The 22,527-nt window shown below is 67.9% G+C and carries 21 protein-coding genes and 1 tRNA gene; 13 read left to right on the forward strand and 9 right to left on the reverse strand.

The window, feature by feature from the left end:
* Window positions 1-192: 192 nt before the first annotated feature.
* Window positions 193-1,218, forward strand: coding sequence for an NADP-dependent oxidoreductase (locus tag A5787_RS03110; protein ID WP_066961427.1), 1,026 nt, complete (start codon window positions 193-195; stop codon window positions 1,216-1,218).
* Here A5787_RS03110 and A5787_RS03115 read toward each other — a convergent pair.
* Window positions 1,215-1,838 carry a hypothetical protein gene (locus A5787_RS03115; RefSeq protein ID WP_066961429.1) on the reverse strand — a complete coding sequence of 208 codons (624 nt, stop codon included), beginning with the start codon at window positions 1,836-1,838 and terminating at the stop codon, window positions 1,215-1,217. The genes A5787_RS03110 and A5787_RS03115 overlap by 4 nt on opposite strands.
* A gap of 120 nt (window positions 1,839-1,958) precedes the next feature.
* Between A5787_RS03115 and A5787_RS03120 the strand changes: the two genes are divergently transcribed.
* Together A5787_RS03120 and A5787_RS03125 are read left to right on the forward strand one after the other, a co-directional pair.
* Window positions 1,959-2,387, forward strand: coding sequence for a MarR family winged helix-turn-helix transcriptional regulator (locus A5787_RS03120; protein ID WP_066961430.1), 429 nt, complete (start codon window positions 1,959-1,961; stop codon window positions 2,385-2,387).
* Between the two features lie 155 nt (window positions 2,388-2,542).
* Complete coding sequence (locus A5787_RS03125; RefSeq protein WP_066961441.1) at window positions 2,543-3,376, forward strand: family 16 glycosylhydrolase; 834 nt, start codon at window positions 2,543-2,545, stop codon at window positions 3,374-3,376.
* Here A5787_RS03125 and A5787_RS03130 read toward each other — a convergent pair whose 3' ends face one another.
* The gene (locus A5787_RS03130) at window positions 3,377-4,882 is read right to left on the reverse strand and encodes a glycosyltransferase family 39 protein (RefSeq protein ID WP_082977042.1); all 1,506 of its coding nucleotides are present in this window, start codon (window positions 4,880-4,882) and stop codon (window positions 3,377-3,379) included.
* An 86-nt stretch (window positions 4,883-4,968) separates the two neighbouring features.
* Window positions 4,969-5,253, reverse strand: a complete 285-nt coding sequence (locus A5787_RS03135; protein ID WP_231993791.1) for a hypothetical protein — start codon at window positions 5,251-5,253, stop codon at window positions 4,969-4,971.
* 51 nt (window positions 5,254-5,304) lie between these two features.
* Between A5787_RS03135 and A5787_RS03140 the strand changes: the two genes are divergently transcribed.
* From A5787_RS03140 to A5787_RS03150, 3 genes are read left to right on the forward strand one after another with little or no spacing between them, the layout of a single operon-like run.
* Window positions 5,305-5,610 (forward strand): hypothetical protein, encoded by a 306-nt coding sequence (locus A5787_RS03140; protein WP_066961447.1) that lies wholly within the window; start codon window positions 5,305-5,307, stop codon window positions 5,608-5,610.
* Window positions 5,611-5,652: 42 nt separating this feature from the next.
* Window positions 5,653-6,306, forward strand: a complete 654-nt coding sequence (locus A5787_RS03145; RefSeq protein ID WP_066961479.1) for a GAP family protein — start codon at window positions 5,653-5,655, stop codon at window positions 6,304-6,306.
* A gap of 23 nt (window positions 6,307-6,329) precedes the next feature.
* Window positions 6,330-7,010, forward strand: a complete 681-nt coding sequence (locus tag A5787_RS03150; protein ID WP_066961450.1) for a GAP family protein — start codon at window positions 6,330-6,332, stop codon at window positions 7,008-7,010.
* Here the strand turns inward: A5787_RS03150 and A5787_RS03155 are convergent.
* Window positions 7,001-7,741, reverse strand: coding sequence for a hypothetical protein (locus A5787_RS03155; RefSeq protein WP_066961452.1), 741 nt, complete (start codon window positions 7,739-7,741; stop codon window positions 7,001-7,003). The genes A5787_RS03150 and A5787_RS03155 overlap by 10 nt on opposite strands.
* A gap of 24 nt (window positions 7,742-7,765) precedes the next feature.
* On the opposite strand from A5787_RS03155, the gene A5787_RS03160 reads away from it, so the two are divergent.
* Complete coding sequence (locus A5787_RS03160; protein ID WP_066961454.1) at window positions 7,766-9,262, forward strand: bifunctional phosphatase PAP2/diacylglycerol kinase family protein; 1,497 nt, start codon at window positions 7,766-7,768, stop codon at window positions 9,260-9,262.
* A gap of 17 nt (window positions 9,263-9,279) precedes the next feature.
* Here the strand turns inward: A5787_RS03160 and A5787_RS03165 are convergent, their stop codons facing one another.
* Both A5787_RS03165 and A5787_RS27600 read right to left on the reverse strand, forming a co-directional pair.
* Window positions 9,280-9,624 carry a DUF732 domain-containing protein gene (locus tag A5787_RS03165; RefSeq protein ID WP_066961456.1) on the reverse strand — a complete coding sequence of 115 codons (345 nt, stop codon included), beginning with the start codon at window positions 9,622-9,624 and terminating at the stop codon, window positions 9,280-9,282.
* A gap of 142 nt (window positions 9,625-9,766) precedes the next feature.
* Complete coding sequence (locus A5787_RS27600) at window positions 9,767-11,605, reverse strand: hypothetical protein (RefSeq protein WP_082977040.1); 1,839 nt, start codon at window positions 11,603-11,605, stop codon at window positions 9,767-9,769.
* A 118-nt stretch (window positions 11,606-11,723) separates the two neighbouring features.
* Between A5787_RS27600 and mtnA the strand changes: the two genes are divergently transcribed.
* On the forward strand, window positions 11,724-12,692 hold the full coding sequence (gene mtnA / locus A5787_RS03175) for an S-methyl-5-thioribose-1-phosphate isomerase (protein ID WP_066961457.1): 969 nt from the start codon (window positions 11,724-11,726) through the stop codon (window positions 12,690-12,692).
* On the opposite strand, the gene A5787_RS03180 is transcribed toward mtnA, so the two are convergent.
* Window positions 12,661-14,094, reverse strand: a complete 1,434-nt coding sequence (locus A5787_RS03180; RefSeq protein WP_231993793.1) for an MFS transporter — start codon at window positions 14,092-14,094, stop codon at window positions 12,661-12,663. The two genes, mtnA and A5787_RS03180, sit on opposite strands and share 32 nt — an antisense overlap.
* 115 nt (window positions 14,095-14,209) lie before the next feature.
* A complete protein-coding gene (locus A5787_RS03185) occupies window positions 14,210-14,938 on the reverse strand; it encodes a ubiquinone/menaquinone biosynthesis methyltransferase (RefSeq protein ID WP_066961468.1) in 729 nt (242 codons plus the stop codon).
* A 548-nt stretch (window positions 14,939-15,486) separates the two neighbouring features.
* Here A5787_RS03185 and A5787_RS03190 point away from each other — a divergent pair.
* Window positions 15,487-18,033, forward strand: coding sequence for an excinuclease ABC subunit UvrA (locus A5787_RS03190; RefSeq protein WP_066961470.1), 2,547 nt, complete (start codon window positions 15,487-15,489; stop codon window positions 18,031-18,033).
* Window positions 18,034-18,112: 79 nt separating this feature from the next.
* Here the strand turns inward: A5787_RS03190 and A5787_RS03195 are convergent.
* Window positions 18,113-18,186, reverse strand: a tRNA-Gly gene (locus A5787_RS03195).
* A gap of 269 nt (window positions 18,187-18,455) precedes the next feature.
* On the opposite strand from A5787_RS03195, the gene A5787_RS26365 reads away from it, so the two are divergent.
* From A5787_RS26365 to A5787_RS03210, 4 genes are all read left to right on the forward strand, one after another.
* Window positions 18,456-19,292 (forward strand): FRG domain-containing protein, encoded by an 837-nt coding sequence (locus tag A5787_RS26365; protein WP_082977041.1) that lies wholly within the window; start codon window positions 18,456-18,458, stop codon window positions 19,290-19,292.
* A 429-nt stretch (window positions 19,293-19,721) separates the two neighbouring features.
* Window positions 19,722-20,360 carry a hypothetical protein gene (locus tag A5787_RS03200; RefSeq protein WP_197506944.1) on the forward strand — a complete coding sequence of 213 codons (639 nt, stop codon included), beginning with the start codon at window positions 19,722-19,724 and terminating at the stop codon, window positions 20,358-20,360.
* A gap of 40 nt (window positions 20,361-20,400) precedes the next feature.
* Entirely contained in the window at window positions 20,401-20,973 is a 573-nt protein-coding gene (gene dcd / locus A5787_RS03205; protein ID WP_066961472.1) for a dCTP deaminase, read from the forward strand.
* A gap of 69 nt (window positions 20,974-21,042) precedes the next feature.
* Window positions 21,043-22,527: hypothetical protein (locus tag A5787_RS03210; protein WP_197506945.1), on the forward strand; the 1,485-nt coding region annotated here is incomplete at its 3' end.

Here is a 22,527-nt window from a genome sequence, read left to right on the forward strand (position 1 = left end):
GTGGGGGCGGCGGGCCGGGTGGCGCGGTCGGATACGGGTAGCCCCCGGGCGGCTGCGCTTGACCGGGCTCGGACGCGCGCGCCGCGTCGGCCAGGGGGCGCTCGAGTTCCCGGATGCGCTCTTCCGGGTCATCCTGCGAGTTCATGGACAGATGCTCCCACCCGAACGTGTCGAATGGGTAGTTTCAGCACCGTGCCCGATTTGCCGAATCGCCAAATCCTGTTGCGTCGCCGCCCCACTGGTCTGGTCCAGCCCGAGGACACCGAGTTCGTCACCAGGCCGGCGCCCGAGCCCGCCGAGGGCGAGGCGCTCCTTCGAACCACCTATGTGGGGCTCGACGCGGCGGTCCGCACCTGGCTGAACGACCAGCCGGGCTACCTGCCGCCGGTGCAGCTGGGCGAGGTGATCCGGGCCGCCGGGATCGGTGAGGTGGTGGCGACGCGCTGCGACGCCTTCGAGATCGGCGACGTCGTCACCACGTTGTCGGGTTTCCAGGAGTACGTGATCATCCGCGACGACGTCTTCAGCACACCGGTTCCCGGCCAGGGCACGGTGGACCAGCTGGCGGTGATGTCGGTGTACGGCCCCACCGGGGCCACCGCCTACATCGGGATGATGGACATCGGCCGGCCCCAGCCCGGCGAGACGGTGGTGGTGTCGGCCGCCGCGGGCGCCACCGGGTCGGTGGCCGGGCAGATCGCCAAGATCGCCGGCGCGCGGGTGGTGGGCATCGCCGGAGGCCCGGAGAAGTGCCGGGCGGTGGTCGAGGACTTCGGATTTGACGCGTGCATCGACTACAAGAACGACGACCTGGCGTCGGCGCTCAAAGAGCATTGCCCGCGGCGGGTGAACGTCTATTTCGACAACGTCGGCGGGCCGATCCTCGACGCGGTGCTGGGCCGGCTGGCCACCAAGGCGCGGGTGGTGCTGTGCGGCGTCATCTCCAGTTACCTCACCGGCCAGCACCCCGGACCGGCCAACTACGTCAACCTGCTGGCCAAGACCGCGTCGATGCAGGGGTTCAACGCCCTCGACGACTGGGGCCGCTTCGACGAAGCGTTCGCCGCGCTTCGCCAATGGGAGAGCGAGGGCCGAATCAAGGCGCGCCAGACCGTTTTTGAGGGCGTCGAGTCGTGCGTCGACGCCCTCAACGGCCTCTTCACCGGGGCCAACATCGGCAAGATGTTGGTCAAGCTGAGCGAGCCCGCTTCCGGTTAGCCTTCGCCGAGGACGCGGTGCAGCGCCTTCTTGGCCTCGGTCAGGGCTTCGAGCACCTTGGTCCGGGTCTCGGCGAGCTGCTGCTTCTGCTCGTCGGTGCCGGTCCAGGTGATCGTGCGGGCCAGCCCCGCGAGTTCGAACAGCTCCCTGCGGATCTTGAACACGTCGCCGAACTTGGCCGCCCGCCCCAGGAAGGCGTGCGCGGTCTCGCTGCTGACACCCCGCCAGGCCAGCAGGTTTTGCCCCAGTTCGGTCAGCGTCGCGACGCCGTTGTCGACCGTGACCACACCCCGGCCCGCCAGCAGGCCGATGGCGAGCTCCGCCACGTCCTGCGGCGGCGTGAACGCACCCTCGGTCGCGTCGGACACCCGCTGCACGACCTGCGCGGCATCCGCCGGTCCGTCGAGCAGCAGCGCCGCGGTGACGAACGCGGCGCGCTTGAGGAAGGGCCGCCGCCCGTGGCCGAACCCACCCTTGACGCCGGGCCCCCCACCGAATCCGCCTTGTCCCCAGCCTTTTTCGGCCCAACCACCACCGAAACCGGGACTACCGAAGCCGGGCCCGCCGAAACCGGGGCCGCCAAAACCGCCGAAGCCGCCGCCGAAAAATCCACCAGACATCTCTGTCATTCCTTTCCACATCAGTGACTATCAAGCTCCTTGATACCACCGACTCCGAGGATGTCAAGGAAATTGATGGTTGCCTGCCGGAAGCCGCTGGTCGCATGCCAGCATTAGGGCATGAGCCATGCCCACGAAGAGCCGTTGGGATTTCTGCTGTACCGCGTGATGGCGACGCTGCGGCCGCAGGTTGCCGCGGAGCTCAAGCCGCTGAGCCTCGGGCTGGCCGAGTTTGTGTGCATGCGGATTCTGTCGAAGCATCCCGGGCTCACCAGCGCCGAGCTCGCGCGCGGCACCAACGTCTCGGCGCAGGCGGCCAACCAGGTGCTGCGCGCGCTGGAGGAGCGCGGGGCGCTGGCCCGCCCGGCGTCGGCGCCGGCGGGACGGGCGATGCCGGCCCGGCTCACCCGCGAGGGCAAGGCGCTGCTGAGGCGCGCGGACGCCGCCGTGCGCGCGGCCGACGAACGGATCCTGGACCGGCTCAGCGCCGACGAACAGCGTCACCTGAAGCGACTGCTCTATGCGGCGGGCACGGATCCGGCCCGCTAGCAGCCGTTAATCCGCCAAATTGGATGGGGTCCGCACGGTCTGGCGAGATGCGCACCGCCCCCGGCGCGTGGTTTCATAACACCGTTTGCGAGAGTTGCCTAGGGGAGTTCGTTCCGGGCCGCAGGTCCCGGCCCATCAACGATTGGGGAGTGCAGATGGATCGTCGCAGCATGTTGCTGACTACGGGGCTCGGCATGCTGGCGGCCGTGGCCGCGGCCCCCATCCCGGAGGCACTGGCCAACCCGTCGCTCCCGGTACCGCCGGAGGCCCCGTCGGCCGGTCCCGGCGGCTACATCTTCTCCGACGAGTTCGACGGCCCGGCCGGCTCGGCACCGGATCCGGGGAAGTGGACGGTGCAGACCTGGCAGGACGACGTGTTCCCGCCGGTCGCCGGGATATACCGCGACGACCGCCGAAACGTATTCCAGGACGGCAACTCCAATCTCGTCCTGCGCGCCACCCAGGAGGGGGACACCTACTACGGCGCCAAATTGCGGGGCAACTTCCGCAGCATGATTAATCAAACCTGGGAAGCGAAGATCAAGCTGAACTGCTTGGACCCCGGCCTGTGGTCTGCGTTCTGGGGCGTCAACGAGGACCCGCTGCCCGACGGCGAGGTCGACCTCTTCGAGTGGTACGGCAACGGCTCGTGGCCCCCGGGAACGACCGTTCACGCGGCATCCAACGGCAAGACCTGGGAGGGGAAATCGATTCCCGGCCTGGTGGACGGCGGCTGGCACACGTGGCGAATGCACTGGGGTGAGGACGGCTTCCAGTTCGCGCGCGACGGGGCACAGTACTTCAGCGTTCCGAACAAGCCCATCCACGTCCACGGCGGCGCCCCCGACGACTTCCGGTGGCCGTTCAACAACCCCGGCTACTGGATGACCCCCATGTTCACCCTCGCGGTCGGTGGCGTCGGCGCCGGCGATCCCGCCGCGGGGACCTACCCGGCGGACATGCTCGTCGACTACATCCGCATCTGGTGACTAGCGCTGCGCTTTGATCACCTGAACAAGGTTGAACTGCCAGCGCTCGACGAGCCGGAAACCCAGCTCGCGCGGAACCGCGAAGGCGGGTGTCGGGCCGTAGACCGGGCCGGGCGGCAGCGCCGGACCCTGCTCGTGGGCCGGCATCGACTCGTCGGCCTGGGTGATGATCCACACGACGCCACAATGGCTCAGCGGCTGGGCGACGACCTCCGGGATGAGGTTGGTGTCGAAGACGTCGTTGCGGTCCGTCGCCCGCTGCCACAGGGTGAGGTCGATCAGCTTCCGGTAGGCGTCCGGGCGCGCCGCCAGCAACGGGCGCATCGGGGCGGGCATGAACGTCACCGTGTCGTTCACCAGCAAGCAATCACCGGGCGCCGCCTTCGCGGTGATCAGATCGGCCACCTGGCTGTAGTCCATTCCGTATTTGGCGTACGGGTTACGTTGCGCCCGAACATAATTCGGCGCGGCGGCGACGGCGAAAAGGCCGACCAGGGCGGCGGTGGTCCATGGCTTGGCGGCCACGGCGGCCGTACAGACCCCCAGGATCAGGGCCGCCGCCGGCGCCGTGAAGGCCAGATAGCGCGGCGTGTAGATCGGGTGCAGTAGCGCTGACCCGGTGACGATCAGGGCGGTCGGTATCGCCAGCCACGCCACCGCAATGATCAGCATTTGCCGATCTCCCTGCGCGAGCCGCGCAGATCTGCTGAGCCACAACACGATAGCCGCCGCGACCACCAGCGCCGACAAGACCGCGAACGGCGGGCTGCGTTCGAAATACTGCTGAACCACCACGTCTTCGATCGTCCGGTGCCCGATGGGTGGGACCCAACGGATCTGATGCGACTGCCCCGCGACCGCCACCAGGAACGGCGCCAGGGCGCACACGACCGCCGCCGACGTAATGGCGAAGCGCACCAAGACTTTTCGCGCGCGGTGGCAGGACCACACGAAGGTGAGGTGCGCCAGCACCAGCAGCACCAGGTAGGCGTCGAGCACGATCGAGAGGGCCAGGGCGGCGCCGTAGGACGCCCAGGCCCAGGCGGTGTTACGGCGCGCCGCGACGACGAGCGACAACGTCAGCCATACCGCCGCCATCATCGACAGGGCATAGGGGCGGGCCTCGATACCCGCCCACGTCGTCCGGGGCAGGATGCCGCACAACGCTCCGCAGGCCAGGGCGGCGGAGCGAGACGAGAACTGCCTGCCCAGCACAACCACTCCGGCGGCGGCCCCGCCGACCGCCAAACCGCTCGGGACGCGGGACCAGAATTCGGTCGGCGGGAAGATCTGGAACCAGGCGTGCATGAGCGCGTAGTACAGGCCGTGGACGGCGTCGACGTTGCCCAGCATGCGCCAGAGCTGGCCGAACGAACGGCTGTAGGACGCCGAAATGGTCGCGGCCTCGTCGTACCAGAACGACGGGCGAGCGGCGCCGGCGAGACTGATTGCCGCGGCGAGCAATCCGACGACGAGCGCGTCCAGCGCGACCGACGGCAGTGCCAGCGGGCCGCCGCGGAGATGCCGTGACTCGGCGGTATCGGAGACGCTCACCGCCCGCTATGTTGCCAGACGCGGACCGCGGCGTTGTGTCAGTTACTCAGCCACACGTGCCAGAAGCCGTCGGGACCGAAGCGGCAATCGAAGTGGGTGTACAGGTGGTCGTTGGTGATGAGCTCAACATGCGGGCCGTCGGCCAGACAACCCGCCTGGCTGGAGTAATTGCCATCGACTTCCACCTCGTCGGCGTTGGCCACACCGGCGGCGATGGTCAGCAACCCCGTCAGCGCCAGAATCCCGGCAGCAACCAGCGTCTTCATGCGGATCTTCCCCTCGGTATCGGTGCCGTCACTGTATCGGTGCGGCCGGGGCGCCATCTGAAAATGGAAGGACTCAAGCGGCCAGGCATTCGAACGTATGATCGATAAATGGGCGAGCTGGCGTCGATCGGATACAACGGTCAGCCCGTCCGCAGCCCGTTCCGGGTGGTGCGCCCGCCGATCGCGGTGCTCGTCGACCTGACGGTGCTCTTCCCCCGGCAGCCGCACCGCTCGGGGCGGTATCAGCCCAACGGCCTGCAGCTGCACAAGGTCGTCGAGGGCCGGCTCAGCTGCTGGGGCATCTGCGAGCAGGGCGACTGGTGGGGGCTGGTGACCTACCCCATCGCCTACGGGTCGAAGCGCAAGACCGTGACGCACTGGGTCCCGGCCTGGACGCTGCGCCGGAAAGCCTAGGCGATGCGATGATTGCTGCCCGTGGACGACAACTTGCTTTCCGTGCTGACCAAGCTCATTCCGCTCGGGCTGGTCATCGCGCTCTCACCGATCACCGTCATTCCGGCGGTGCTGGTCCTGCACGCGCCCCGCCCGCGGCCGGCCAGCCTCTCCTTCCTCGGCGGCTGGCTGCTGGGCATGGCCGCCCTCACCGCGGCATTCGTCGCGGCCTCCGACCTGCTGGGCGATCTGCACCAGACCCCACCGACCTGGGCGTCCTGGGTGCGCGTGGTGTTGGGGTCGGCGCTCATCGCGTTCGGCGTGGGCCGCTGGCTGACCCGCCATCGCCAGGGCAAGACCCCGGCGTGGATGCGTTCCTTTTCCAAACTGACTCCGCTGCGCGCGGGCGTGACCGGGGTGGTGTTGACGGTCGTACGACTCGAGGTGCTGATCCTGTGCGCGGTGGCCGGCCTGGCCATCGGCACCGGCGGGCTCGGCCCGGCGGCCGGCTGGGTATCCGGCGCCATCTTCGTCGCCGTGTCCTCGTCGACGGTCGCCGCACCGATACTGGCCTACGTCGGTGCCGGCGGCCGCCTGGATGACGCGCTGGAGCGGCTCAAGGTGTGGATGGAAGAAAACCACGCCGCCATGCTCGCGATCATCCTGGTGCTGATCGGTTTGCTCGTTCTTTACAACGGAATTCACGCTCTGCGGTAGCACGGCACGATAGATTGCTGCCCGTGGCAGGAAGTTTGGGCTCGGTGCTCTCCGGGGTCATCGGGCTAGGTCTGGTCGTCGCGCTGTCACCGATCACCGTGATCCCGGCGGTGCTGGTGTTGCAGGCGCCGCGGCCGAGGCCAACGGGCCTCGCGTTCCTGACCGGCTGGGTGCTGGGCCTGGCCGCGGTGACGGCGCTGTCCGTCGAGGCCTCCGGCCTGCTCGGCGGCCTCGACAAGTCGCCGCCGACGTGGTCGTCGTGGCTGCGCGTGGTGCTCGGGTCGGCGCTCATTCTGTACGGCGTCTACCGGTGGTTCACCCGGCATGGCCACAGCGAATCGCCGGCCTGGATGCGTTCGTTCGCCACCATCACCCCGGCGCGCGCGGCACTGACGGCGGTGGCGCTGGTGGTGATACGACCCGACGTGCTGCTCATCTGCGTCCCGGCCGGATTGGCGATCGGCGGCAGCGGGCTGGACGTCGTGGGCTACTGGATCGCCGCGGCGATCTTCGTCGCCGTCGCCGCGTCGACGGTTGCCGTCCCGGTACTGGCCTACGCCGCCGCGGGTCACCGCCTCGACGATGCGATGGCACGCCTCAAGGATTGGATGGACAGGAACAACGCCGCGCTGATGGCAGGAATCCTGGTCGCGATCGGTTTACTGGTGCTCTACCACGGAATTGATGCTTTGCATCACCGGTAGCCGCCGTCGGACAGGCCCGCGTCGGCCTCGAGCCGGTTCGTCTCGCCAAAGACCAGCTCGCGGATCAGCTCCCAGCTGTAGCCCCTGAGCATGCCGCCATAGCCTTTGGCCGCCCATTGTCGGCAGTGCCGCTCCTCGTGGTGCAGCACCCGGTCCAGATCCAGGTGCTGCCAGGCGTACCCGGACCGGATGATCCGGCGAAGCCGCTCCGCGGGGTCGGCGAGCTTGCCCACGTTGACCATGAAGATGTCGCCCCAGGTGGTGCCGCCCCGACGGCTGAACTGCCGCTGGATCCAATTGCCGCCGACACCCATGAGAATTCCGTTCGGGGTCGTCACCAGGCGGCCCCCATTGCGATGGACGAACCTGACGTCGCGGGAGTAACTCCAGCGGTTTGCGTTCTGCCGGTTGATGATTCGCGCGACCTCGGCGGCGGTGTAGGGCGTCTCGGCAAAGTCTGCGCGCCGCTGGCCCGGCTTGCCGTAGTCCGTTCCCGCGTTGAGGACGTAGGTCATCAGCGTCGCCGTGCGTGCGTCGTCCCCGCTGATGCCCCGGGCCAGCACAAAGTAGGACTTGCCGTGGGGGTCCTCGATCTCCTCGAGCCCCGCCAGGACGGCGAAGCTGTCCGGCGCGATGCCGTGCCGCCGGGCGATCTCGGCGACGACGTCGGTGGCCACGTCCCGGCGTTGGGCGTTTTGCAGCCACGCCGCCGAGTAGTCGTTTGCGCGCACGGTTGTCAATTTAAGGTGTAGGCGATGGACAGGCGGCCCTGGCGACGCGCGCGCGGCATCAAGCAGATCACTCGCGGGCTGGGCACGCTGGATCGGGAACTCTTCGAGACGATCGCCGAGACGCCCACCCCGCTGCTCGACACGGTCATGCCGCGGCTGACCCGGGCGGCCGACCACTCCAAGCTGTGGCTGGCCATCGCCGCGGCGCTGCTGGCGTCGGGCAAGCCCTCCGCGCAGCGCGGTGCGACCCGCGGCGTCGTGACGCTCGGCGCCACCAGCCTGGTCACCAACCAGGTCGCCAAGCGAATCCGGCCGCGTCCGCGGCCCGTCTACGACTCGGTGCCGCTGATCAGGCGGGTCCGCCGCCGTCCCGTGTCCAACTCCCTGCCGTCGGGACACTCCGCCAGCGCCGCCGCGTTCGCCGTCGGCGTGGGCCTGGAGAATCCGCCGCTGGGCTTCGTCCTGGCGTTGCTGGCCGGCATGGTCGGGCTGTCGCGGGTGGCTACCGGGGCGCACTACCCCGGGGACGTCCTCGCCGGTTTCGGCATCGGCGCCGGGCTCGCCGTACTGGGTGGCCGGGTCGTCCCCCCGCTCGTCGAAACCACCCTGCCCAAGACCGAACCGTTCGTCGTCGACACGCCCCCACGGCCCGTCGGCGCCGGCGTGGTCCTGGTCATCAACCCGGCATCCGGCAGTGGCACGGGCTCGCGCGTTGTCGACGAGGTCCGCGCCGAGCTGCCCAAGGCCGAGATCGTTGAACTGGGTCCCGGCGACGACCTCGAGGTGGCGTTGCGACGCGCCGCCGAGCGCGCCGAGGTGCTTGCCGTCGGCGGCGGCGACGGCACCGTCGCGACCGCCGCGTCGGTCGCCATCGAGACGGGTCTGCCGCTGGCGGTCTTCCCCGCCGGAACGTTCAACCACTTCGCCAAGGACATCGGCTGCGACACCGTCGCCAAAACGGTGGCAGCCATCCGGACGGGCAGCGTGTCCCGCGTTGACCTGGTGTGCCTCAACGAAAACCGGATGGTGCTCAACACCGCGAGCATCGGTGCGTACCCGACCCTCGTCCGGTATCGCGAGAAGCTTGAGAAGCGCGTCGGCAAGCCCGTGGCGAGCTTCTACGCGATGCTGCACACGCTGCGCAAGGACCAGCCGGTCAGGATTCGCTACGACAACAAAACCCTGCAGACGTCGCTGCTCTTCCTCGGCAACTCGGTGTATCTGCCGACGGGATTCGCACCGTCGCGGCGCACCCGCATCGACGACGGCCTGATCGACGTGCGCATCCTCGAGACCGGGCGGCCGTGGGCCCGAACCAGGATCCTGACCGCGCTGGCCCTCGGCCGCCTGCTGCGCAGCCCGCTGTATCACGAGCTGCAGGTGCCCGAGTTCAGCTTCTCCGCCGTCGACGGCCCCACGGTCATCGCCCACGACGGCGAGGTGGGCGACGAGTACGACCACGCCAGGTTCAGCGCGAAATACCGGGTCCTGCCGGTGTTTCGGCCGGTTGCTCGGCGCTGAGCCGGCTCAGGTCGACGCTACGCGCGCGGGCACAGGTCCACGATGGCGTAATCGATCAGGGCGTCCGCCTGTCGCGGCGTGAGCGCCCTGGGGCCCAGGTCCTGAGCGGACTTTTGCAGCGCCAGTGACTGCAGCTGCGACGGCGGGGTATCCCAGGCGAGCTGTTGGCAGATCTTCCAGCCGGTCTGCACCAGCGCCGGGTCACCCCCGTCGAGGTCCTGGATACCGACGGCGTGCAGGTGGTTGAGATAGGAGACCTCATCCGCGTGTGCCGGGCCGGCGCACACAATGCTGGCGGTCAGAAGGGGGCCAACTGCAAGCGCTGCGCCGATGAACTTGCCATAGAGCCTCTGTGCTGCCATAACTCCTTCTTCGCTGACTGTGTGCCGCCCCCGCCCATATATGAAAGCAGTTCTCCAACCGCGGCGCGCGACAAATGTGCGGCGTTTGAAAAGCGTTAACCCGACAGCGCGACCGGCGGTTGGGGCCGGCCCGCGAGGCTGGCTAGTGGTGGCCCCCGCCGGTCTCGGCGCCGCCACCCGAGCTGCCGCCGCCACCCGAACTGCCGCCGCCACCGGTCTCGGCGCCGCTGCCACCGCTGGAGACACCTCCGCCGCCGGCGGAGACACCACCGCCACCGCCGCCGACGTCGCCGCCGTGGCCGCCGCCACCGGACTCACCGCCACCACTCAACGGCCCACTGCCGCCGGGGCTTTCAGTGCCGCCCACGGGCCCGCCGCCCGCGTGGGGTTCGGGATGAGCCCCTTCGCCGGGCGGACCGCCGCCCTCGGGCGGGGCACCGCCGGGGTTCGGATGGCTGGGGCCGGGACCGCCGGCCTCGGGAGGGGGCCCGGCCGGGCTCCCGTGGATCGGGCCTGGACCGTCGCCAGGCCCCCTGTGCCCTGGACTGCCGGGAGGCGCGCCGCCACTGCCGGGTTGAGGCGACGGCACCGGGGGAGCTTGGTGGGGAGGCGGGGGCACGTGGACCGGCGGTGGTCCGGCGGGCGCCGACGGGTGCGGCGGCGTGCGGACCACGGGCGGGCTCACCGGCGGGTCGGGCACCCGGACCGGCGGCGGGGGAGCCGGCGCTATCGGCGGGACCAGGACGGGCACCGGCACGACCGGGGCCACCGGAACCGGTGCCACCGGAACCGGAGCGACCGGAGCCGGGGCGACCGGGGCTGCGGGAGCCGCCGGCACCGGGGGTGCGGGCAGCGGAGCCGCCACCGGTAATGCGCTGGGGGGTGGGCTGAGCGGCTTGGGCGCGGCCACCTTGGTGGCCGCCAGCGCCCCGGGCACCGGCGCGAGCACTTGCTCGGCGGGGGCGATCAAATTCTGCACCGGAGCGGGCAGCAAGCCGACGGTCGTGTGAACGCCGACCACCAGGGCTATCTCCAGCGCCAGCGCCGCGCCAAAGCCGGCCACCGCCACCGCGCTTCCGACCAGCAGGCCCGGGCGAGATCTGGGCCCGCGCGGGCCCGCCGCGGCGGCGTCGATGAGGACGGTCGGGGCACCGGCCTCGTCATCGGCCACAGCGCTGTAAGCGAGTTCGCCGTCGCCCCCCTCGGCATCGGCGAGGCTCAGGTATTCAGGCAGGGCGCTCGCTTCGACCGCACCCGTGCCCGGGTCTTGGGCATAGGCCAGCGCGGCGGTCGACGAGGCGAACATTGACGCATTCGCCGACGCCAGGGCCGCGCCGCGGGCCAGCGCAGTCTCCGGCTCTTCCGGAGTGCTCACGCTGAGCGACGTCGCCTCCTCCAGCCACGGCTTGATCGGGGAAACGTCGACGCCGGAGCCGACCACCAACACGCCGCCCGGGCGCGCCGGCAGCTCGTCGAGCCCGGCGACCATCTCCATCAGCTCTGCGGTAGTGCTCTCACCGGTATTCAGCTGCTCTTTGTGAAGGTCGGCGATGGCGCCGTCGGAGGTCTCGACGACGGCCAACGTTGCGGTGTCGGGCTCCACGAAAAGCACCGCAGTGCGCTCGTAACCCATTGCGCCGCCTACGGATTGGGCCAACGAGGTCGCGGCCAGAAACGCCGAGACCAGCATCACGTTCTCCAGCTTGTGGGCGGCCAGCGCGTCGCGTACCGCGTTCGCCTCGAGCTGATCAGTGCATGCCACCCCGATGGCGGACAGGTCGAGACCAGCATCCGCCGCGTCGTCGCGAGTACCCAGGATGGCGGCGATCGCCCGATCGGACGCACTGACAGTGGGCGAATCGTCGGCGGCGGTGACGACGAAGCCCTTTTCGTCCACCGTTGCGCCATCGGCGTTTTCGCCTTGCAGGAGCACCATCTGGACCGAATCTGGCGCCAGCGAGACGCCGAGCACGATATCCACCGCACGCCTCCCAACACTTCGACCCGCTAACCGATCGTCGCCCGGGAAGCTGTATCAGGATCCTGCCGAAGTTATGTAGGGCTTAAGAAGCGCAAGCCCGGCGGGCTAGGGTCGGCTCGTGCGCAGGACCATCGATTGGGACGGCGACGCGGTCACGATCATCGACCAGACCGCGCTGCCTGCCGACTATCGCGTGCTGATCCTGCGCACCGTCGACGAGCTGATCGACGCGATCCGCCGCCTGGCCGTGCGCGGAGCACCGGCGCTGGGCGCGGCGGGCGCCCTTGGCGTCGTGCTCGCCGCGCGCGAGGGAGGCGACGTTCGCGCCTCGGCCGGACGCGTCGCGCAGGCGCGGCCGACCGCCGTCAATCTCAGCTGGGGAGTCGCGCGCGCGCTCGAAAAGCTCGACGGGGGAATCGAATCCGTGCTCGCCGAGGCGCTGGAAATCCTCGCCGAGGACGAACGCCTCAACCGCGCCGCATCGGCCCACGCCGCCGAGATCGTCCTGGAGCTGTGCGAGCGCCGCCCGCTGCGGCTGCTCAGCCACTGCAACGCCGGCCACCTGGCCACCGTGGCCTGGGGCAGCGCCCTCGGCGTCGTCTGGCACCTGCACGAGCGCGCGCTGATCGAATCGGTGCTCGTCGACGAGACACGCCCGCTGCTGCAGGGCGCCCGGCTCACCGCCTGGGAGCTGGCGCAGGCGGGCGTACCCTACCGGGTGCAGCCGGACGGCGCCGCGGCGGCGGCGATGGCACGCGGCCTCGTCGACTGCGTGCTCGTCGGCGCCGATCGGATCGCGGCCAACGGCGACGTCGCCAACAAGATCGGCACCTACGGCCTGGCCATCGCGGCGCGTCATCACGACGTGCCGCTCGTGGTGGTCGCGCCCTCGTCCACGATCGACGCGTCGCTGGCCACCGGCGCCGAGATCGCCATCGAGGAACGCGCGCCCGACGAACTCAGGACGTTCGCCGGCATCGCGATCACCCCGCCGGACGCGGACGCCTTCAACCCCGCCTTCGATGTGACGCCGGCCGATCTGATCACCGCCGTCGTCACGGAGCACGGCCGCTACCGGCCATCGTGAGGGTGCCGACGTTACGCGGTTTCAGGATCAAGCTGGCGACGACGGCGAGGACGCCGGTGCCGACGCAGATCCACAATGCGAAGTGGTAACCCGCCTGGGTGCCCGCGCCGACAACCGTTGCGGCCCAGGCGAACCCGAGCGCGCTGCCGATGCCGTAGGAGGCGTTGGCGATCCCGGGCAGCGAGCCCGGCTCGTCGGGCGGGGCCTGCAGCACGCCCAGCGCGCTCATCGGGGTGAGCGCGACCGCCAGCGATACCCCGAGCGCCACCATGAGTCCGATGACCATCGGCTTGTCGAGCGCGAACACCGCGAGCAGCGCGGTGACGGCTACGGCGGCGACGAGCCCCGCCCGCAACACCGTCACGAAGCCGACCTTGGCGGAGAGCCGTCCGGCCAGGGGCGACACCACCAATTGGGAGAGCGCGCCGGGAGTGATGAACAGCAACGCGGTCAGCTGCCCGCTGGCGGCGAAGCCGATGTGGTCGTTCTCGGCGATCGAGGGGACGATGTAGTTGAGCACCACCATGAACGACGCGAAGCACAGGATGGTCACCGCGATCAACGGCCAGGCGTGGCGCGAGGCCATCTGGTCGATGTGGATCAGGGGTTGGGCCACTCGCTTCTCGACCACGACGAGCCCCACGAAGGCGGCGCCGGCGGTGCCGATCGACACGAGCAAGAGCGGCGACGCCCAGCCCATCTGGTCACCGTGGGAGAAGTACAGGTCGAGCCCTGCGACGGTCAATGCGATCAGGACTGCTCCCACCCAGTCCATCCGGCCCGGGGCCGCCCGATCCCGCTCGTCCGCCGGTACCGCCACGCAGCAGAATGCGGCGGCGACGATGCCGAACACCAGGGTCAAACCGAAGATAGAGCGATAGCCGAAATGGTCGACCATGAAGCCGGCCAGCAGCGCGTCGACGCCGGCCACCCCGGCACTGATCGCCGAGATGACTCCGCAGCAGACGCCGAATGCCGGGCCGCTGAGGTGTTCGCGCATGATCAGGAACGCCAGGCCGTAGGTGATGTTGGCGCTTCCCTGCAGGACCCGGCCGACCATCACGACGGGTAGCGATGTCCCCAGGATGCACAACAGCGTTCCGGCGCAGACCAGGAACAGGATTCCGACGAGCACGCGCTTGCGGCCGACGAAGTCGCTCCACCGAATCAGTACCACGTTGGCGATTGCCCCGGCGAGGTAGAAGTAGGCGGACATCGACGCGTACGCGTGGGGCCCGAGATGGGTGTTGATGTCCCGGATCGCCGGGCCGAGCATGGTGGCGTTGAGCGTGAACGACGTCACCGACAGCGACAGCGCGGCCACCATGAACACGGCCGGACCCCGCGACATCGTGCTGATGCCAGCGTCTTTCGTCGTCGCCGCCGCGCTTTCACTTACCACGATCAGAATCCTCTTGCCTAGTTTTCACCGTCGAGCCCGCGGGCCACCGTGCCGGCCCCGATGGACAGCTTTCGGATTCTGACGAATATCGTTGCCAGCCAAGACTTCTCGGACGCTAGGCGTCGCTTGCCGCGCGCGTACCGAGATGTACTGTGGCGAACCCCGTCTGTAGCGAGACATAGCGGGCGTCGACGAAGCCCGCTTCCCGCATCGCGTCGCGCAGCCCGTCCCGCGACATCCAGCTGCGGATCGAATCGGCGGTGTAATGGTGGGCGTCGCGATGCCAGGCCACGGCCCAGCCCACCGCCGGCATCACACGGAAGTAGAGCAGGTCGTGCACGGATTTCATCGTCTTCGAGTCCGGCCTGCTGAAATCGAGGACCATCAGGCGGCCGCCCGGCCGCAGCACGCGGCGGAACTCGCGCAGCGCCTGGCTCTGGTCGGCAACGTTGCGCAGCCCGAAGCCGATCGTGACCGCGTCGAAGCACGCGTCCGGGAACCGCAGGTCCGTGGCGTCGCCCTCCTGGAAGTCGACGGCCCCGCGCTCCCGCCCCCGGGCGACCTCAAGCATCGCCGCGCAGGAGTCGACGCCCACCACCTGGCCTTCCGGGCCGACTGCCGCCGCCTCCAGGAACGCCAGGTCGCCCGTCCCGGTGGCAACGTCCAGCACTCGTTCGCCGGTCCGCAGGCCGCACAGTTCCATGGCTTGCCGCTTCCAGAGGCGATGAAGCCCGAGCGTCCAAAGATCGGTCATCACGTTGTAGCGCGACGCCAGCGCCGAGAACAGCTCCTGGACGTAGCTGCTCTTGGCCTCGTCCGATTGGTTCCATCGCCGTGTGACCATCGTGAGCCTCCGCACCCCCCGGGTCCAACAGCCTGGAACGTACCACGGCACTTTCAACCGAGCGATGGGTCTTTCGCGGAGCGGTCGTCGAAATCGTTAGGTGGAGTCTTTTAAGGGTCGTTGTCGTTGTCGGGGCGTTGGCGGGTATTACGTTTCCGGCGTTCGTTGAAATAGCCCACGATAAGCATCAGTAGAAGACCAGCCGCCAAGCCACCCTGCCCCGCCACGTGGCGCAGCGTGTAGGCCACGCCGAGCCCAGCGGCCCCGCCGACAATAGCGAGGCATACGCGCGTTAGGCGTCCCATGTCAATCGACTCACTTAGGTTATTGGCCGACTAGGTGGACCACGTCCAGGACTGCATGATGGCATCGAAATCGCCGTGGTCGCTGGCGTATTCATCGGATTGGCCAAGGAAGTTGATCAGGTCCTCGAGGCCTCCGCGCTGGGGGCAGCGTGAACGACCAGCGCGGCCTTGCCGTCGACCGTCGTGGTAGAGCAGCAAACACCATGCTTGCGAAGCTGCAGCACGGGTACTTGTCTGAGCACGATGACAGAAATGTCCTACAGCAACGCGGACGATATCGACCCTTGTGTGCGCGTATACGGGACGCGGGTCCACAATCTGCGGGGTGTCGACGTCGTGGCGCCGCGTGATGCGCTGGTCGCGTTCACCGGGATCTCCGGATCCGGCAAATCGTCGTTGGCTTTCGGCACCATCTATGCCGAGGCCCAGCGCCGCTACTTCGAATCGGTTGCTCCGTACGCGCGTCGCCTGCTACTGCCCACTGGCGCGCCAAAGGTCGATGACATCACCGGACTGCCGCCCGCCGTCGCATTGCAGCAGCGTCGGGGTTCGGCGACATCGCGGTCGACGGTCGGCACCGTCACCACGCTGTCGAATCTGCTGAGGATGCTGTTTTCCCGCGCCGGAACCTACCCCGCGGGGGCCATGGAACGACTGGACTCCGACGCGTTCTCCCCGAACACCGCCGTTGGCGCGTGCCCCGAATGCCACGGATTGGGACGAATCCATCGGGTGACCGAAGAGACGCTGGTACCAGATCCGTCGCTGACCATCCGCGAGGGCGCCGTTGCCGCATGGCCGGGCGCGTGGCAGGGCCAAAACCTACGCGACATCCTCGTCACGCTGGGATACGACATCGACAAGCCATGGCGGAAACTCCCTAAGCGCCAACGCAATTGGATTTTGTTCACCGATGAGCAGCCGACTGTCGAAATCGATCCCAGCCAGCACCCCGTGCAGGCCGATTATTACTACAACGGCACGTTCTCCAGCGCAGAACGCCACGTCCGTCACACGTTGGCCAACTCCCATAGCGCGATGATGCGCCGCCGGGTGCTGCAATTTGTCGACAGCGTCGAATGCCCGACATGCGGCGGTTCCGGGCTTCGGCCCGAGGCGTTGCGGGTGACTTTCGCCGGGCGCACCATCGCTGAATACGTGGCGATGCCGTTGGCCGCCCTTGCTGAAGCGTTGCGCCCGACGGCTTCTCGGACCGATGCCGCCGCCGCATACGAGTCAACGGACTCCGGTGAGCTGACGGACGTGGCGACCATGATCGCCGCCGATCTCGTCGCACGTTTGCAGGTACTCATAGATCTCGGCCTCGGCTATCTCACGCTTAGTCGCCGTACTCCGACCGTGTCACCCGGCGAACTGCAGCGGTTGCGGCTGGCGACTCAACTGCGCGCCGGCTTGTTCGGCGTGCTCTACGTGCTCGACGAGCCGTCGGCTGGACTGCACCCCGCGGACGCCGAACCGCTACTCGACGTGCTCGATCGCCTGCGGCGCGCGGGCAATTCGTTGTTCGTGGTCGAGCACGACATGGACGTGGTAAGCCGTGCCGACTGGATCGTCGACGTTGGACCTGGGGCGGGGGAGCTTGGCGGGTGCGTGCTTTACAGCGGGCCGGTGCCGGGACTCGCCGACATCGAGGGGTCGGTCACTCGTCGGTACCTTTTTGACGAGGCCAGGCCGCCGTCTCGGCAAATCCGCACCCAGTCCGGGTGGCTGCGGCTGCGCGGGATCTGCTTCCACAATTTGAGAGACCTCGACGTGGACCTGCCACTTGGTGTGTACACCGCGGTCACCGGAGTCTCCGGTTCAGGCAAATCGACGCTCGTCGTCAAGGTCCTCGGTGATGTCGTGAACGGACATCTCGGCGCGGGACGAGCAGCCGAGCCGGCCGAATCCGACGACGACGAAGCCGACACCGAAATCGTCGATCTCGATCACGACGCGAGTGCGGGTGTGACGGCGGAGGGCGTCGAGGAGATCAACCGGCTGGTATCAGTCGACCAGCGCCCGATCGGACGCACGCCGCGCTCGACGCTGGCGACCTACACCGGCTTGTTCGACGCCGTGCGCCGCGAATTCGCCGCGACCCCGAAGGCGCGCCGCCGCGGTTGGACAGCGGGCAGGTTTTCGTTCAACGTGGCCGAAGGCCGCTGCCCCACCTGTAGGGGGGAGGGGTTCGTGTCGGTCGAATTGTTGTTCCTGCCGGGCACATACGGCACCTGCCCGGCGTGTCAAGGAGCGCGCTACTCCGACGAGACGCTTGAGGTGCGCTATCGCGACCGCACGATCGCCGACGTGCTCGCGATGACCGTCGATGAGGCCTCGGAGTTTCTTGCCGACGTCGCCAACGCGGCGCGGAGCCTGACCACGCTGCGAGAGGTCGGACTCGGATATCTCCGTCTCGGACAGCCCGCGACCGAGCTGTCAGGTGGCGAGGCGCAGCGGATCAAGCTCGCCTCCGAACTGCAGAGACCCCGGCGAGGGCACACCCTCTACGTCCTCGACGAGCCGACCACCGGGCTCCACCCCGCCGATGTGGATCTGCTCGATCGTCAACTGCACCGCCTGGTCGACGCGGGCAATACCGTGGTGGTGGCCGAACACGACATGCGGATGGTCGCGGGCGCGGACTGGGTGATCGACCTGGGACCGGGAGCCGGCAGCGACGGCGGTCGGGTCGTTGCGGCCGGCCCGCCCAACCAGGTGGCACATGCGAAGCACAGTCGCACGGCGCCGTATCTGGCAAAGCGGTTGGCGCCGTCTGCTACCCGATGAAGAAGTTGTCGTTGGTGATGAACCACTCGCGGCGGTCCCCGTCGGACGTGTCGCCGTTTCCTCGCCGAGGTGGGGGAGCTGGAGCCGATGACGGGAATCGAACCCGCGTATTCAGCTTGGGAAGCTGATGTTCTGCCATTGAACTACATCGGCGAGGCGGTCTTGACCTGCGTAAACGCTTTTCAGCGGGCTTGGTCTCGGACCTCAGTGTCACATGATGTCACAACTCGATCCAAACTCGCTGCTGCGTCCTGCAGGGCAGCAAACTGAGTGAGCATACAGCCGCGTGGTGAGGCTGGGCGTCCTCGCATCCGTTCCACACCGATCAGCGCGATTTCCAGCAGTATGGCAGTTGATTGTGAAAGTGCGAAAATGATTGCGGAAAGGCCCCGAAAATCGGCTTCGGGCGGTACCACTACGGCATGGCTAAGAAGACAGCGGACGACGTCACGACCGTGGACAGCATTTCGGCGTTCGTAGATGCGACGTTCGATTTTTCGAATAGGGACGACATCCTTTTCCGAGGGCAGAGGTGCAGTAGCTGGGACTTTCAGCCGACGCTGGCGCGGATAAGAAGACGCCACCGAACGTCCACGCTGAAGCAGATTGAGAAGTCTCTGATGGATGCGTTCCACAGGCAGTACCTACCTTTTCTGAGTCGAGACGTGAAAGACGAATGGGATGTATTGGCTCTTGCCCGACACCACGGCCTCGCTACAAGACTGCTCGATTGGTCAACTAACCCATTGGTTGCGCTCTGGTTCGCGGTTCGTGGACCCGCAGAAGGTGAACCCGGTGCGGTGTTCATGTTCGCGCCGGAAGAAAAAGATTTCTTACCTAAGGAAAACCGAGATAGCTCTCCGTATGAAGTCACACAAACATGCTTCTTCCAGCCGACCAACTTGAACCCACGAATCGTGGCCCAGTCTGGTTGGCACTCCGTCACTGCTTGGAACGAACTCGACGAGTTCAGCGCGCTGGACCAACTTCCGCAATACAAGGGCAGGATCAAGCGAGTACACATCCCCGCACAGTGCTTCCCCCTGATACGAGGCCGTCTCGACCGGCTGGCCGTCAACGAGGCCTCCCTATTCCCCAGTCTCGATGGTCTTTGCACGCATCTGAACTGGCTCAACACCAGACTTTCGGATGAAGTAGAAGACATCCTGCTGGCCGGAGCCCAAGTAATACCCGCCCCCGGTCCGACAGCCCCGAGCAAAAAAGCATCAGGAGCCCCCAAAGGCCGACCGCGCACCTAGCAAAAATGCGCGGTAGACGGCGACCTCGCGGGGCGATGCCTGGCTGTCTAAAAGCTTCGAGCGCGGCCTCGAAGTTCAGCGTCACATGCCGTCACAACTCGATCCAAACGCCGCTCCGGCGTCCTGCAGGGCAGCAAACTGCGAGTTAGCCTACCGCCGCATGGTCAGGCTGGCGTCCTTGTGCCCGATCCACGCCGATCACTGCCACCGGCACGCCCTGCAGATGCCTCAGGGTCGCGCAGGTGTGTAGGGGTGCGTGCAGCTTGATGTGCCGCAACCCCGCTGCCTCGACCGTCTCACGCCCAGAGCGGGCGGGTGACGTCATGCACCACGCCGTCCTTGTGTGGAAACCGAATACCGTCCGCGTTATCCCCGGCTCTTAGGTATTCGATGTTTATTATTCCGTGATCTGCCCGTAATGTGCTCTGCGTGGGTCGGCACCGATTAGCCAAGAAGCGGCGAAAGTCACCAGTAGTGCTGGCTGGCATGCTTGCTCCCGCGGCCCTGTTCTTCGCGGCGGCCGGCGATGTCCGCCCTTTGCCCACCCATGTCGAGGCCAAGCCCGTTATCAGCGACATTGCACCGTGCTGCCTGCAAATCGTCGCGGCACCCGTGAATATGTCCCGTAAAGGCGCCGGTTTCGCCGACGGCGAGCTGGCGGCATCGAGGTACCACACCCGCTCGCGTTTCTTGCCCGTGGGCATCGCCCCGGAACAGGGCCTGCAAGTCAGGACCATTCTGGTGGCCCGCAGCATCAGCGCGACGTTCCCCCAGATCCACCAGATCGGAGGGGTGCGGCCTGACCCGCTGCCGTGGCATCCGCTCGGTTTGGCGATCGATGTGATGATCCCCGACCCCGGCAGTTCCGAGGGCATCGCGCTGGGGAACCAGATCGTCGCGTACGTGCTGCGCAACGCGGATCGGTTCGGGATCCAGGACGCGATCTGGCGCGGGGTCTACTACACGCCCACCGGCGCGCAGGTGAGCAGGCTCGGCCACTATGACCACGTCCACGTCACGACAACCGGAGGCGGATACCCCAAGGGTGGGGAGATGTACCTCCGCTGAGGCAGGGCGGCCGGTAGCTGGCAGCGGCTAGGCTCATCGCGTGCTGCTCTCCGATCGAGACCTCAGGGCCGAAATCAGCTCCGGCCGGGTGGGCATCGACCCGTTCGACGACACGTTGGTGCAGCCGTCCAGCATTGACGTCCGCCTCGACTGCATGTTCCGCGTCTTCAACAACACCCGCTACACCCACATCGACCCCGCGCAGCAGCAGGACGAACTGACAACCCTGGTCGAACCAGTCGACGGCGAACCGTTCGTGCTGCATCCTGGTGAGTTCGTGCTCGGCTCGACGCTGGAGCTGTTCACCCTGCCCGAGGACCTCGCCGGACGCCTGGAGGGCAAGTCATCCCTGGGACGTCTTGGCCTGCTGACCCATTCGACCGCGGGCTTCATCGACCCCGGCTTCAGCGGGCACATCACGCTCGAGCTGTCCAACGTCGCGAACCTGCCGATCACCCTGTGGCCGGGCATGAAGATCGGCCAGCTGTGCATCCTGCGGTTGACGAGCCCGGCGGAGCACCCTTATGGCAGCTCACGCGTAGGGTCGAAATATCAGGGTCAGCGGGGGCCGACGCCGTCGAGGTCGTACCAGAACTTCATACGTTCTACATAGGTACGACAGCGCGACGCCACAGCGATTTTGCGCGATGATGTAGGGGCCTTGGTAACTGCCCACTCGACCATGGCTTCGTCTAGCGAGACTTTGGAGGGGGTTCTATTGGATATCGTGCTCGGGGTGTCGATGGCACCGGCATCGATTCAGATGGTGGTGCTAGAGGGGGAAAACGCCGACGGCGCAACGGTCGAAGAGGACGGCATTGACGTCACCGCGGCCAACGACGCGGCCACCGCGAGCGCGCCGGATCGAGTAGTCGCCGCCATTCTTGGCACCCGCGAGGGTGCCGCCGATGCCGGCTTGGAGCTATCTGCAATCGGCGTGACGTGGACCGACCAACTCGAGGCGGCGGCGTTGCGCGACGCGCTGGCCGCCCACAAGATCGAGAACGTCATGCTGGTGTCGGCGTTCCTGGCCGCGGCGGCATTGGCCCAAAATGTCGGTGGCGCAGTGGGTTACGAGCGCACCGCGGTGCTCTACGTGGAGCCCGACACCGCGACGCTGGCCATCGTCGAAACCTCCGACGGTTCCATCGCCGACGTCTACAGGCGACCGATCTACGCCGAGTCCTACGACGACGCCATCACGCAACTCACCGGGATGGTCGCCGGCCTGGAGAAGACGGAACTGGCGCCCGACGGGCTGTTCGTCGTCGGTTCGGGCGTCGACATCGCCCCGATCAAGCCGGCGCTGGAGTCGGTGACCTCGCTTGATGTGAGCGCGCCGGAGGAGCCGGAGACCGCGCTGGCGCGGGGCGCCGCCCTGGCGTCGGCGAACGCGCCGTTGTTCGCCTCGTCGACCGCGGCGCTGGCCTACGCCCAGGACCCCGGCACTGGCGCCGTGGACCAGTACGCCATGCCCGACTACCTCAGGGTGGGGGAGGATCCCGCCGACGACCTCGCCTACAGCGCCGTCACGGACGACGACGCGAACGCCCAGACCGTCGTCATCGAAAAGCTGTTCGTCCAAGAACCGGAGCCACCGCGTCGCAGGCCGGTCCTGCTGGTCGGTAGCGGCTTGGCGGTCGTTGGCATCAGTGCGGTGCTGGCGCTGGAAATCGCGCTGGCGATCGGGATCCGCACCACCGGGACCGTCGCGCTGCGGCCCAGCCCCGCCCAAAGTCTCATCGTCCCAACGCAACAGGCCCCCGCGCCCGCGCCGGTTCAGGTGGCCGCGCCGAAACCGAACTTCACCGTTCCGGAGCCGATGATGGCGCCCAGGCCGGTGAGCCCGCCGGCACCGGCTGCTCCGATTCCGGCCGCCCCGCCACTGCCCGCGCCGCCCATTCCGGCGGCTCCGGTGGTGCCGGTTATCGTCCCGCCCGTGGCGCCGATTCCGGTGCCACCGATCCGCGTGCCCATTCCCAACCCCGTGCTGAGCCCGCCGGTCATCCAGGCCCCGCGCCCCGTGGTACCCCAACTGCCGGTGCACGTTCCGCAACCCGTGCCGCCGCAGGGCGGCGTCACGGTTCCGCATTCGCCGCCGCACCAATCTCTTCCCGGCGAAGGCCCGCTACCCATTCCCGGCGAAGGCGCCGGCGGCCCGGGCGGC

It is taken from the genome of Mycobacterium sp. 852002-50816_SCH5313054-b (genome assembly GCF_001667185.1).
Taxonomy (GTDB): Bacteria; Actinomycetota; Actinomycetes; order Mycobacteriales; family Mycobacteriaceae; genus Mycobacterium.